The organism is Microbacterium esteraromaticum (assembly GCF_900163815.1).
Lineage (GTDB): Bacteria > Actinomycetota > Actinomycetes > Actinomycetales > Microbacteriaceae > Microbacterium > Microbacterium esteraromaticum_B.
This window is the reverse complement of record NZ_FUKO01000019.1, coordinates 288503-301748: the sequence shown is the minus strand read 5'-3', so window position 1 is coordinate 301748 and position 13246 is coordinate 288503. Positions and strand designations below refer to the sequence as shown.

Here is a 13246-nt window from a genome sequence, read left to right as displayed (position 1 = left end):
TCAGAGCTTCAGTTCGCCCAGAGTGACATCCGCCGTATAGGACTTGCCGGAGCGGACGTACGTGACTGTCGCCTTGCTGCCCGCCGCAGCCGCACGCACCTGCGCCGTGAGGTCGCTGGCGTTGGTGATCGGCACGCCGTTGAACTCGGTGACGACGTCGCCCTTCTTCAGCCCTTCCTTGGCTGCGGCTCCGCCCGGCGTCGGGTCGACGATCACAGCACCGGCAACGGTCGCATCCTGCATGCTGGAAGCGTCGCGCACGGTGGCGCCGAGGAGACCGTGGGTCGCCGAGCCGTCGCTGATGATCTCGTCGGCCACTCGCTTGGCGATGTTCGACGGGATCGAGAACCCGAGACCGATCGATCCGGACTCGCTGGACGACGATGAGCCGCCCGCGGTCGCGATGGCGACGTTGATGCCGATGAGGTGGCCTTCACTGTTGACGAGCGCACCGCCGGAGTTCCCGGGGTTGATGGCGGCGTCGGTCTGGATCACGGCGATCGAGATCGACTGCTTGGCCTGCTGGCTGCCCATGCCGGGGATATCGAACTGGAACGGTCCGCCCTGCGACCCTTCACCACCATCGCCCTGCTGGTCGGGCTGCTGGTCTTCAGTGCCCTGCTCGGGAAGAGCCGACGAGGCGACCTGAATGCTCCGATTCAGCGCGCTGACGATGCCCGTCGTCACGGAGTTGGCGAGGCCGAGCGGCGCTCCCACCGCAACCGCGGTGTCGCCGACGTTCAGGTTGCCGGAATCAGCGAATTCGATCGGCTTGAGATCCTTCGCTCCCTTGAGCTTGATGACAGCGAGGTCGTAGATCGGGTCGGTGCCGACAACGGTGCCCGTGTAGATGCGCCCGTCGGACGTGGTCACACGGATCGTCGGATCCGCGACAGCGCCGCCCAGCGTGACGACGTGGGTGTTGGTCAGCACGTAGCCGTCCTTGTTCAGGACGACGCCCGAGCCACTGCCCGATTCTTTGCTGCCAGCGACTTCGATCGTGACCACCGAGGGCAGCACGTCCGCAGCGATCGCGGTGGTCTCGTTGACCGAACCGGGGTTGTTGACGGTCACTGCCTCGGGGCCGGATGCCGACTGGGAGGTCGGCGGGTTGAACACTGCACTGCCGATCGCGCTGCCGCCGAACCCCGCGACACCGCCCACGAGGGCCGCCGCCAGGATGAGGCCGGCGATCTTCACCGGCGCACCGGACTTCTTCTGCGTCTCAGACGCATGGGTTTGGGTCGGCGTGAGCAGCGACGGATCCAGCGGAGAGGTCGGCTGCGTGGCGTACGCGGCCTGCCCGAACGCGGTGCCCAGCGCCGGCTGTCCGGACGTAGCGTGCAGCGGCTGGCCCGAGGGAGGCTGCGGAGCGGAGCCGTACTGCTGAGTCGGCGAGCCCTGCGCGGCCCACTGGCTGTACCCGGGGTGGGTCGGCTGCGGCGATGCGCCGGATTGCGCCGGGTGCGGAGGCTGGACAGGCTGGCCTGCCTGCTGCGGCGCGACATAGCCTGGAGCGCTTCCCTGCTGGGCAGGTGCGCCGTACGGAGGCTGCCATGTGGGAGCGCCCTGGCTGCCCGGCGTCTGCGCGCCAGCATCCGGAGCGGATGCCCGGGGAGATTCGGGGGACGACGGAGTCGCACTGGCGTTCGGCACCTCGGGGTTCGAGGCTTCGCCGTGGTTGTTGTTCTCGTTCATGATCTGCTCCTTACAACGCCCTAACAGCGTGACAACCGAGGCTGTGCGTTTGATATGGTGCGGATGCAATTCTCCTATGGTCTTAGCCTGTTCTGCATGGATAACATTCCCGGCGCTTGGCGGCGCACCGCCTCAGGGGCAGGCCTTCTCTCTCCACAGGGCGAGGTTGCGCCCACCATCTTCGCAGAGATGTCTGCGTTCGCGGCGAGAACCGGAGCGATCAACCTCGGGCAGGGGTTCCCCGATGAAGACGGGCCGTTCGAGGTACTCGAAGCCGCGCGCGAGGCGATCGCGCATGGTGCGAATCAGTACCCGCCCGGCCGCGGCATCCCTGATCTGCTCGCGGCGATCAGCGAGCACCAGCAGCGCTTCTACGGGCTGACCGTCGATCCCGACCGCGAAGTGATCGTCACCGCCGGCGCGACCGAAGCGCTGACCGCCACACTGCTCGCGCTGCTCGACTCTCCAGACGACGAGGTCGTCGTCTTCGAGCCGTACTACGACTCGTACGCCGCGGCCGTCGCACTGGCAGGCGCGAAGCTGCGCACCGTGCGGTTGCGAGCACCCGACTTCCAGCCAGACCTCGACGAACTCGCGGCCGCGGTGTCCGATCGCACCCGCATCATCCTGGTCAACAACCCACACAACCCCACCGGCACGGTGTTCGCCCAGGAGGTGCTGAGCGAGGTCGTCCGGCTCGCCGACCGACACGACGCGACGATCGTCACAGATGAGGTCTACGAACACCTTTCTTTCCACCAGCCGCACACCCCGATCGCGACTCTGCCGGGGGCTGCAGCACGCACGCTCACGATCTCTTCCGCGGGCAAGACGTTCTCGGTGACCGGCTGGAAGATCGGCTGGGTGCACGGCCCCGCCGAACTCATCACGGCCGTTCTCACGGTGAAGCAGTACCTCACCTACGCCAACGGCTCCGCATTTCAGCCGGCGATCGCGGTGGGGCTGCGGCTGCCGGATTCCTACTTCGCGGATGCTGCTGCTGCGGTGCTTCGAAAACACGAGCTACTGGGGTCAGCCCTGCGCTCCGCGGGGTTCGAGGTACACGCGCCGCAGGGCGGGTATTTCACCGTCGCGGATGCCACCGCGCTCGGCGGATCGGATGCCGCGGAGTTCTGCCGTGAGTTGCCGGAACGCGCGGGAGTCGTGGCAATTCCGATCACCGCATTCGTCACACCCGAGCACCGCGCGAACTACGCCGGTCTCGTTCGTTTCGCGGCGTGCAAACGAGTCGATGTCCTGGAAGAGGCCGCCCGCCGACTCAGTGCGCTGAGTTAGCACCTGTTGCCGCTCGGAAGTCAGTCTCGCGGAACGACCCCGTAACGCCGCAGACGCAGCGCGGGATTGGTCTCACGCACGCTCGCGATGAGCACCGGATCGACGGATGCCATGGCGATGCCCTCCCCCGAGCTGGCTCCCGCGACGACAAGCCCCTGTGGATCGACGATCTGCGACAGTCCGACGCCGATCGGGCCCGGATGATCTGCCGCGATGACGTACGCCGTATTCTCGATGGCCCGCGCCGCGAGCAGAGTCGTCCAGTGGTGCTCCTTCAGGGGGCCGCGCACCCATTCAGCTGGCACGACGATCGCATCGACCGCGGCATCCGCCAGCGTGCGCGCAACCTCAGGAAAGCGCAGGTCATAACACGTCATCAGTCCGAACCGAAGTCCAGCCGCTTCGAACACCGACGCTTCGCCGAGCGGTCCGGGTGCGATCCAATCCGATTCGCTCTGCCCGAACGCGTCGTACAGGTGCTGTTTGCGGTAGACGGCCAGCACTCCGGCATCCGATACCGCGACGACCGTGTTGAAGACGCGGCCTGCGTCGGCTCGCTCAACGAGGCCGGCGACGACCACCACCGCATGTTCGTGGGCGAGAGCCTGCAGAGCCTGCACGAACGCGCCGTCGATCTCCTCGGCGTGATCTGCGAGCCGCGCGTCCATCGGGTTGGTGAAGTAGCTCGAATACTCCGGCAGCACGATGACCTTCGCGCCGCGCCGCGCAGCATCCGCGACGAGCTCGGCGACTCTTGCGCGGTTGGTTTCGGGAGTGTCTCCGGGTGCGAACTGGCAGACGGCGACGGGCAGAGCGGATGCTGTCATGCCTCCATCCTGCCTCGATTCGCCCTCCCCTGTGAGCCGTGTTAGGCTATTCAACGTGCCGCGGGGTGGAGCAGTTCGGTAGCTCGCCGGGCTCATAACCCGGAGGTCGTAGGTTCAAATCCTGCCCCCGCAACCAGTGAAAGAAGACCCGGTCTCATTGAGACCGGGTCTTCTTGTTTGTGTCCCCACATCCTCTGCGGAGCGGGGCGGATAGCCCCGGAGCGACCGCCGGCGTGCAACGCGAAGAGGGCGCCCCCTCAGGGACGCCCTCTTGCACAGCTCAGCCGATTACTTGCCGGCTTCGTCCTCCAGCGCGAGAAGCTTCTCGATCGCTGCGGTGAGCTTCTTGTCCTGCGCGGCGAACTTCTCCAGGTCACCGGACTTCAGGGCCGCCTCGCGCGCGGTGAGCGCCTCCTTGGCGTCCTGCAGAGCCTGCGCCATCTCGCTGCCGGGCCCCGGCACATCGGTGCCGCCCTCATCCGGCGTCGTCGGCTCATCGGGTTCGGTCGGAGTATCCGGATCGGTCGGCGTCACGTCGTCATCGCCACCCGTGGCACCGGCGTCTCCCCCGAACAGCACATCGAGAGCCTCGGTGAGGGTGTCTTCGAACGCGACGCGATCACCGAAGGCGACCAGCACCTTGCGGAGGTTCGGCAGCTTCGTGCCCTCGGACGACTGCACGTATACCGGCTGGACGTACAGCAGTCCGCCACCGACAGGGAGCGTCAGCAGGTTTCCATACCGGACGTCCGATTTACCGAGCGTCAGCACGTTGAGCTTGTCGGCGATCGAGGTATCGGAGTCGAACGTGTTCTGCACTTGGCCGGGGCCGGGCACAGTGGTCGCCGTATCGATCTCCAACAGTCTGAGCTTGCCGTAGCCGTCAGACTTCTCACCTGCCTTCGAGCCGGCATCGGAGTCGACGGCGAGATAGCCCATGAGCACCTCGCGGCTCTCACCCTGTCCATCCGCAGGGATGAACGTCGAGAACATCGAGAAGCGCGGGTCATCCTGACCGGGCATCTTCATCGAGAGGTAGTACGGCGGCTGCACCTTATCCTTCGTGCGTGGATCCTGCGGCGTCTGCCAGCGGTTGTCCTCCTGCGCGAAGGAGCTCGCATCATCGATGTGGTAGACGCCGAGCACCGAGCGCTGCACTTTGAACAGGTCCGTCGGGTAGCGCACGTGACTCATCAGATCACCGGACATCTCGGTGTACGGCTTGACCGTCGACGGGTACACGTTCTGCCAGGCCTTGAGGATCGGATCCTCGTCGTCCCAGGCGTACAGGGTCACCGAGCCGTCATAGGCGTCGACGGTGGCCTTGACGGAGTTGCGGATGTAGTTGATGTTGTCGAACGCGACCACGGATGCCGGAGTGCGCGAATCGGCAATGGCATCCCGCAGGCTCACCGTCGTCGAGTACGGGTAGGTCGCACTCGTCGTGAACCCATCGATGATCCAGACGATGCGGCCGTCGACGACGCTGGGGTACGGGTCGTTGTCGAGGGTCAGGTACGGAGCGACCTTCTGCACGCGCTGCTTCGGGTCACGGTCGTACAGGATCTGCGAGTCCTCGTTCACGAGGTTCGAGAAGAGGATCTGCTCCGACTGGAACTTCATCGCGTACAGCAGCTTGCGGAAGGTGTTGCCGATGCGCGGCCCACCATTGCCCTCGAACGTGGTCTTCGTATCGCTCGCGCCATCCTGACCGCGCGGGTAGTCGATCTCGACCGGCTTGCTGTCCTTCGGAGCACCGACGATCGAGTATTCGGGCGAGGTCTCGCCGAAGTAGACCCGCGGCTGGAACTTCTCGGTCTTGGTGAGGAAGCCGGAGGACGGGATGCCGCGCTCGAGGAACACCGGCTCGCCATCGCTGGTCCGCTCGTTTCCGGCGAGCGCCACCAGGCCGTAGCCGTGCGTGTAGACAGCTGCGCGGTTGTTCCAGTTGTCTCCGCCGCCGAGCTTGGCCAGGTCGAGGTCGCGCACCGAGACCACGGTGTCCTGCGTCTTGCCGTCGATCTCGTAGCGGTCGATGTCGAGCTCAGGAGAGAACTGGTAGTAGGAGCGGTACTGCTCGAGCTGGCGCACGGTGGGTCCGATGATCGCCGGGTCCATGATGCGAACGGATGCTGTCGTCTCGGCATCTGCGCGCAGCTGACCGGGCTCGGTGTCGGTGACCGCCTTGAACGGCGTGACATCCATGTCGGCGACGCCGAACGCCTCCTTGGTGCTGGCGATGCTGCGGTCGTAGTACTGCGCCTGATACGAGTTCTCGTTCGGCTTCACCTGGAACGTGGTGACCACCCAGGGGTAGCCCATGCCCACGACCAGTGACGCGACGATGAACAGCGCCGTCGCCGCCAGCGGGAAGCGCCAGCGACCGATGATGGCGGTGACGAAGAACAGCACGGCGACCACGGCCGCGATGATCGAGAGGATCGCAAGGCCGGGGATCGTGGCGTTCACACCGGTGTACGCCGCACCGGTGATGCGGCCTTCCGGCTGCACGAGTGTCAGGTAGCGATCGAGCCACAAGCTCACCGCCTGAACCGCCAGATAGATACCGGCCAGCACCGCGAGCTGGATGCGCGCCGGCTTGGAGATGCGCAGCTCGCGGCCGGCGATCTGCACCGATCCGTACAGGTACGACACGAGCGCGGTGATCACGAGACTCAGCAGCAGCACGGCCGAGACGAACGCGAGCAGCATCGAGTAGAAGGGCATCGCGAACAGGTAGAAGCCGGTGTCGACGCCGAACTCCGGATCGACGGTTCCGGTCGCGACCCCGTTGGCCCAGAGCCAGACGACCTTCCAGTTGCCTGCGGCGGCGAAGCCCGCGAAGACGCCGAAGAACACCGGCATCCCCCACATGGCGAGGCGTCGCAGCGGCTCGATGACCTCCTGGTAGCGGTCGAGCTGCGAGCTCAGCCGCACGTAGACCGGCCGCAGACGATAGGCCAGCTGGATGCAAAGGAAGATCGGCAGCGCCATGCCCAGGAACCCGACCACGAACATCGTCGCCGTAGCGATCCACTGCGTGGTCAGCACCGATGCGAAGTTCAGCTGGTCGAACCAGAGGAACTCCGTATACAGCGACGCGAAGACGAAGAACGCCGCGATCAGCGCGGCGATGATCGCCACGGAGATTGCGAGAATCCGCCGAGAGGGATGGGCTGTGGCCGGAGGGGGCGCAGAGTTCGAGGTCACCGTTCCATCCTAGGCAGGCCAGCTATGTGCGGCCCCCAGGTACGCTCAGCGCTGAACAGGGCTTTCCTGCTCGCGCAGGGCGGCGCTTTCTCAGCCCGCTTTCACCGTGCAGACCGGCAGCTTCGACGTGTCCCCACCCTCGGCGATGACGTCGAGAATGTCGAGCGACTGCTCCAGGGTCGAGGTGCTGAACACCTGCAGCCCATCGGGAACATGGCCGACGACCTCATTGCAGTTGCTCTCCGGAGCAAGGAAGATCGTCGCCCCGGCATCCCGCGCGCCGTATAGCTTCTGACGGATGCCGCCGATCGGGCCCACCGTGCCTGCGGCATCGATGGTGCCGGTGCCGGCCACGTTCTTCCCGCCGTTGAGCTTGCCTGGTGTCAGCGTGTCGACGATTCCGAGCGCGAACATCATTCCCGCACTGGGACCGCCCACATTGTCGAGCTGCAGCTGCACGTCGATCGGGAAGTCGTACTCCGTGGTCAGCGAGATGCCGATCAGCCAGACCGGCTCACCGGCAGCATCCGTGGTCTCCTCCGGCGTGATCGTGACATCTTGCGTCTCGCCGTTTCGCTCCACGCTCAGCGCGACCTCGGCGCCCTTCGCCTCTTGGATCGTGTCGCGCAGCACGGTGGCCGAGTCGACCGCAACGCCATCGATCGCGAGGATCGTGTCGTCGGCCTCGAGCTTGCCGGCCGCCGGGGTATCCGCGATCGCCTCGACGACCTTGACGGTCGCTCCGACGTCGTAGCCGAGTTCCTGAAGGGCTGCCGCTGTCGCCTCGTGCTGCGAGTCCACCATCAGTGCGGCATTGCGCTCCTCACGCTGCTCTGAGGTCACTCCTTCGGGAAAGACGGTGTCGATCGGCACAACAGCGCGCGTGGGATCGAACCAGGTGAGCGCCAGCTCGAACCAGGTGGGAGTGCGCTGGCGGTTTCCCACCACCTGAACCGTCGTCAGATCGAGAGTTCCGCCCGTGGGGTACGACTTCGCGCCATCGATCTCGATCAGCGGAACCTTGTCGCCGTCGGCACTGATGGCGGTGCCCAGCGTGTCGAACACCGGGCCGGGTCGCTGGATCACGTACTGGGTCGGCACGAAGGTGAGGCCGACGAGGGCGATCAGCGAGACACTCAGAGCGCTGAGGCCGACAACCGTGCCGGTACTGCGGCGTGATGACACGGGTCCTCCGGGCGTTCGCGAGCGGCGTAGAGCGATCCGCGCTCACAGGGTCTGAGCACAGGATCGTGTGACTAGCGTAGAGCGCACACGCTACGGGCATGCTGAGAGGGCGATCGCATGGCAGATGACGAACAGGATCCGTCGGATTTCGAAGAGATGCTACGACGCATGATGTCCGGGGGGCAGATCGACCCCGAGGCACTGCGCGACGCGCTCTCGAACATGGACGGAATGTCCATCGACCCCACGCAGATGGCGGGGTTCATGTCGCAGATGCAGGGAATGTTCAGCGGCGACCCATGGCAGAACGCCGAGCGGTCGGCACTGCACATCGCGAACCGAGAGGGCCAAGGCATCACGGACGGCTCTCGCTCGTCGGTGGTCGATGCATTCGGCCTGGCGAACCTGTGGCTGAGCGAAGCGACCACGATCTCGGAACTCTCCTCCGCGCCGCAGGCGATGACCCGCGGCGAGTGGGTGCAGAAGACGCTTCCGGTGTGGAAGGAGATCGCAAGCCCCGTCTCCACCTCGATCGCGGATGCGCTCACCGATGCGCTCGAGTCGCAGGTGCCCGAAGAGATGCAGGGAATGGTGCAGGGTGCGGGCCAGCTGATGCGCGGACTCGGAGGCACACTGTTCGCCTCGCAGTTCGGTCAGGTTCTCGGCCGGCTCTCGCTCGAGGTCGTCTCCGGCGGTGACGTCGGCATTCCGGTTCTGCCGCCGGGAACCGCAGCGGTGATCCCGCAGAACATCGCCGACTTCGGTGAAGGACTGGAGATTCCCGAAGATCAGATCGCGCTCTACCTGGCGGTGCGCGAACTCGCGTACGCCCGGCTGTACCGGCACGCCAAGTGGCTGCACCTGCATGTGCTGTCGCAGATCACCGACTTCGCCCGCGGGGTCACCGTCGACATCGATGCGCTCGAGGACATGGCTTCCCGGCTCGACCCGAGCAACCCTGAAGAGCTGCGGGCCGCCATCGAGGGCGGTGCTCTGCTGCCAGCGCAGACCGAGGCGCAGCGCGACGCGCTCACCCGTCTGGAGAACCTCATCGCGACGATCGACGGCTGGGTGGATGTCGTGACCGGTGAGGCCATTGCACGCCTGCCGGATGGCGCACGCCTGGCGGAGGCTGCGCGCCGGCGCCGTGCAGTCGGCGGCCCCGCAGAGGACGCACTGGGCGCGCTGGTCGGGTTGAAGCTGCGACCGCGACGCCTGCGTGAGGCTTCGGCGATGTGGCGGGCAGTGACGGATGCCGTGGGCATCGCGGCCCGCGACACGCTGTGGGACTACTCCGATCTGATGCCGGGCTCCGCCGATATCGATGACCCGGCTGCGCTCATCGAACGGCTGCAGGCGATGCAGCGCGGTGAGGCTCCGGTCGCCGACGAGTTCGACGAGGCGCTGGCGCGCCTGCTCGATGGGGATGACTTCGGCGGCGCAGCGGACGAAGATGTCCAGCCCGACGACGCGACGCCAGCCGACGACGCGACGCCAGCCGACGACGATGCGCCGAAGGGCGAGAAGACCGACGACCAGTCTGACGACGACCGCCCGGAAGGCGACCAGCCCGTCTGACCGGTAACCACGGACCGAGCATTCCCTCTGCACAATCGAGCGTTTCAGGGAATCCATCCACAGATCGCGCAGCGGCGCCCCACGGCGTCCGCTGCGCGGTCAGACTCGGGGAATGAGCCCGCTCACCGCGCCGACGATCACTCGCCTGGACCCGCGATACCCCCTGCTGTGGCGCGATGAGTCCACGGTGCAGTTCGGGCTCGAGAATGTCCTTCGTGTCGATGCGAATGGCCGCTGGGTGGAGCCGCTGCTGATGCGTCTGCGCTCCGGCATCCGGCGCACGGCCTTCGACGTGATTGCACACAGCGTCGGCGCTCCTCGAGAAGCTGCCCGGCGGATGCTGGCTGACCTGCGCACCGTGCTCATCGAGGATGCACCGGCCGCGCCCGCGATCTGGGTCGATGATGTCAACGTCGCCGATGGCCGTGCTCAGGAACGGATGCGAGTGGCATTGCACGAAGAGGGCATTCCCCAGGCACCACGGGGCGATGCCGACGCCATCGCGGTCGTCGTGGTCGCAGGGGCAGCCGCAGCCTTGCAGTTGGCGCCATATCTGCGCGACGACGTTCCGCATCTTCCTGTTGGCTTCGAGCAGGAGGCGGCGGTGGTCGGGCCACTCGTCATCCCCGGCGAGACGCCATGTCTGTCGTGTCGAGATGCCCATGAGCGTCGACGAGACCCGGCATGGCCCTTGCTGCACGCTCAGCTGGTGGGTCAGCGGGTGACGATCACCTCAGCACACGTGGCACGCGCGGCGAGCCTCGTCGCCCGCGTGCTGCGCACGCCGACTCCGGGCTCGGGGCTGATGGTGCGAATCAGGCCCGACGGGCGGCAGGTCTGGAGGTCGGTGCGACATCACGCAGAATGCCCGTGCCTCGAGCTGTCGTCCCGATCTCTGCGAGGAAGCGAGACGGCGCCCGCTCCCCGCGTCCCGACGATCGCGACCACGAGACAGCCAGCGTTCGCGCAGCCCGCGTGATGCCCACGTAGGCGAGTCGCCGCTCCTCATCGATCTGCTCGAAGGTGGTCGCGTAGGAGATCGGCAGCGCGCCCTCGGTCCAGCCGGCGATCAGTACATGCGGCCATTCCAGTCCCTTTGCGGCGTGCAGCGTCGAGAGCGTGACCGTGTGCAGCGTCGGCTCGTGCTGATCTTTTGCGCGGGCCATGAGGTCGTCGGCGAACTCGCGCAGCGTCGTCCCGTCCGGGGCTTCCTCGGCCAGGCGCAGAATCGCGCGGCGCGCCTCCCATCCGTCGCGCTGCGCGCCGCCTGCCTGCGGCGGTTCCTCTGTCAGTCCGAGCCCGCGCAGCACGTCGCGCACCGTCGGCAGGAATCCCACGTCGGATGGAGCGACCGCAGCTCCTCGCAACGCCAGCACGGCCTGTCGAGCCTCTGGCATGTCGAAGAAGCGAGTGCCGCCGAGGACTGTGGTTGCGACGCCGCGCGCGGCGAGCGCCTGCTGCAGCACGGCCGACTGAGCATGCGCCCGGTAGAGCACGGCGATCTCAGCAGGAGACGTGCCAGCGGCGATCCGCCGCACGATCGTGTCGGCGATGCCGTCGGCTTCACCGCGCTCACTGTCATACGCGGTCACCGTCGGCGGCTCGGCGTTCGATTCGTCTCCAGCAGGGGCGAGGTCGAGCGCGCCAGCGCGGCCGCGCATGAGCGCATTGGCTGCAGTGAGGATGGGCGCGTGCGAGCGATAGTTCTTCTCGAGCCGCACGACTGTCGCCCCTGGATGGTTGCGTTCGAACTCCAACAGGTAGCGCTGCTGAGCGCCGGCGAAGGAGTAGATCGTCTGGCTGGCGTCGCCGACCACGCAGATGTCGTTGCGATCGCCGAGCCAGAGCTCGAGAAGCCTGTTCTGCAGGGGCGAGACGTCCTGGAACTCATCGACGGTGAAATGCCGGTACTGCTCGTGCACCGCGGTGGCGACGCGGGGCTCGGCCTCGAGCATGCCCGCGCACGCCAGCAGCACGTCCTCGAAGTCGAGTTGACGACGCTCGTCCTTCAGCGCCTCATAGGAGGCTTGCAGTTCCAGGAGTTGTTCCGGGCGGATGCCGCTGACCGGCCGCCCCTGTTCGGCGTACTGCTCGATCGACAGCATCGAGACCTTGCGCCATTCGATCTCGCTGGCGATGTCGCGCAGGGTCGCCGTGCTGGGCCGCAGGCGCATCGCGTCGGCGGCTTGCCCCAGCATCCGCACCTTGTTGTCGATGATCTTGGGAGCGGTGTCTCCGGCGACCGTCGGCCAGAAGAAGTTCAGCTGCGCGAGTGCCGCGGCGTGAAAGGTGCGCGCAGACACTCCGCGCACACCCAGTTCCCGCAGGCGACCTCGGAGCTCTCCAGCGGCTTTGGCCGTGAAGGTGACCGCGAGCACGCGAGAGGGTGTGTATGCGCCGGTATCGACGCCGTGCGCGATGCGGTGCGTGATGACCCGGGTCTTTCCGGTGCCCGCCCCAGCAAGCACCGCAACCGGACCGCGCAGGACGGATGCCGCCTCACGCTGCCTGTCGTCAAGAGAATCCAGCGCGCTCACGGCCGCTCCTCGTACCACTCCCGGATGAGTCGGCGCGCGATCGAGGCCTCCCCCGGCAGGCCCACCGGACCATCTCCAGCCAGTGACCGGCCGATCTCGTCGCGGGTCAGCCAGCGCACGTCGATGATCTCCACACCGTCGGGTTCGGTGTGCTCATCGACGGCAGTGGCGCGGAAGCCGATCATCAGCGAGCGCGGGTAGGGCCACGGCTGCGAGGCGACATAGCGGATGCTCCCCAGCTGCACCCCTGCCTCTTCGGCGATCTCCCGATGCACGGTCGTCTCCAGCGACTCCCCCGCCTCGACGAAGCCGGCGAAGCAGGAATACAGCCGTCCGCGCCAGTTCGCGTTGGCGCCCAGCAGCAGTCGTTCGCCGTCCGGACTCTCGACAGCGACGATCACCGCAGGGTCGGTGCGTGGAAAGTGCTCGCGGTCGCAGCGCGTGCAATGCCGGGACCACCCCGCCTGCCGCAGCTGCAGCTCGGTGCCGCATGCCGTGCAGCAGCGGGTGTCGACCAGCCAGGATGCCAGCGCGACCGCCGACACGAACAATTCCGATTCGTGTGCATCGAGCCGGCCGCCGACGTCACGCAACCCGAGCCAGGTCTCTTCCGGTGCCGTGTCGATGCTGTCGCACTGAACAGCGACCGAGGCCAGCAGAAGGGGCGCGCCGTCGCGGTCTCGTCCCAGGAGAGCCCAGTCAGCATCGCCGACGGTGGCAGGGTCGCTGCGCACCAGAGCATCCGACTCCACCCGCAGTCGTCCGCCGCGGACGACGATCACGCGGGTTCTCGCATCGCTGCGCAAGCGGTCGATGAGCCCGTCTTCGTCTCGCAGCTCGGCTGCGCGATCGAGGATATCCGGCTCCGCCGTCATGCGTTTCTCCCGCTCTCGTGCCGCTCATCCCCTCTGCCTG

General features: G+C 66.7%; 8 protein-coding genes and 1 tRNA gene. 3 read left to right on the top strand and 6 right to left on the bottom strand.

What is annotated here, in order from left to right; genetic code table 11:
• Complete coding sequence (locus FM104_RS06890) at nucleotides 1-1698, bottom strand: S1C family serine protease (RefSeq protein ID WP_087130698.1); 1698 nt, start codon at nucleotides 1696-1698, stop codon at nucleotides 1-3.
• 96 nt (nucleotides 1699-1794) lie between these two features.
• On the opposite strand from FM104_RS06890, the gene FM104_RS06885 reads away from it, so the two are divergent.
• Nucleotides 1795-2994 carry an aminotransferase class I/II-fold pyridoxal phosphate-dependent enzyme gene (locus tag FM104_RS06885; protein ID WP_087130697.1) on the top strand — a complete coding sequence of 400 codons (1200 nt, stop codon included), beginning with the start codon at nucleotides 1795-1797 and terminating at the stop codon, nucleotides 2992-2994.
• Nucleotides 2995-3014: 20 nt separating this feature from the next.
• On the opposite strand, the gene FM104_RS06880 is transcribed toward FM104_RS06885, so the two are convergent.
• The gene (locus tag FM104_RS06880; RefSeq protein ID WP_087130696.1) at nucleotides 3015-3821 is read right to left on the bottom strand and encodes a carbon-nitrogen hydrolase family protein; all 807 of its coding nucleotides are present in this window, start codon (nucleotides 3819-3821) and stop codon (nucleotides 3015-3017) included.
• 59 nt (nucleotides 3822-3880) lie between these two features.
• Here FM104_RS06880 and FM104_RS06875 point away from each other — a divergent pair.
• A tRNA-Met gene (locus FM104_RS06875) sits at nucleotides 3881-3957 on the top strand.
• Nucleotides 3958-4109: 152 nt separating this feature from the next.
• Here FM104_RS06875 and FM104_RS06870 read toward each other — a convergent pair.
• Entirely contained in the window at nucleotides 4110-7031 is a 2922-nt protein-coding gene (locus tag FM104_RS06870) for a UPF0182 family membrane protein (RefSeq protein ID WP_087130695.1), read from the bottom strand.
• 90 nt (nucleotides 7032-7121) lie between these two features.
• On the bottom strand, nucleotides 7122-8216 hold the full coding sequence (locus FM104_RS06865; protein WP_256971550.1) for a YlbL family protein: 1095 nt from the start codon (nucleotides 8214-8216) through the stop codon (nucleotides 7122-7124).
• Nucleotides 8217-8333: 117 nt separating this feature from the next.
• Here FM104_RS06865 and FM104_RS06860 point away from each other — a divergent pair, with 117 nt between their 5' ends.
• On the top strand, nucleotides 8334-9794 hold the full coding sequence (locus FM104_RS06860) for a zinc-dependent metalloprotease (RefSeq protein ID WP_087130693.1): 1461 nt from the start codon (nucleotides 8334-8336) through the stop codon (nucleotides 9792-9794).
• Nucleotides 9795-10609: 815 nt separating this feature from the next.
• Here FM104_RS06860 and FM104_RS06855 read toward each other — a convergent pair.
• Nucleotides 10610-12331 carry an ATP-dependent helicase gene (locus FM104_RS06855; protein ID WP_087130692.1) on the bottom strand — a complete coding sequence of 574 codons (1722 nt, stop codon included), beginning with the start codon at nucleotides 12329-12331 and terminating at the stop codon, nucleotides 10610-10612.
• Entirely contained in the window at nucleotides 12328-13206 is an 879-nt protein-coding gene (gene nudC / locus FM104_RS06850; RefSeq protein ID WP_087130691.1) for an NAD(+) diphosphatase, read from the bottom strand. Before nudC ends, FM104_RS06855 begins: the two co-directional genes overlap by 4 nt.
• Nucleotides 13207-13246: the final 40 nt, after the last annotated feature.

Coding starts and splice junctions, on each gene's coding strand:
- FM104_RS06890 (WP_087130698.1), bottom strand. CDS start 1,698: ATGAACGAGAACAACAACCACGGCGAAGCCTCGAACCCCGAGGTGCCG.
- nudC (WP_087130691.1), bottom strand. CDS start 13,206: ATGACGGCGGAGCCGGATATCCTCGATCGCGCAGCCGAGCTGCGAGAC.
- FM104_RS06885 (WP_087130697.1), top strand. CDS start 1,795: ATGGATAACATTCCCGGCGCTTGGCGGCGCACCGCCTCAGGGGCAGGC.
- FM104_RS06860 (WP_087130693.1), top strand. CDS start 8,334: ATGGCAGATGACGAACAGGATCCGTCGGATTTCGAAGAGATGCTACGA.
- FM104_RS06880 (WP_087130696.1), bottom strand. CDS start 3,821: ATGACAGCATCCGCTCTGCCCGTCGCCGTCTGCCAGTTCGCACCCGGA.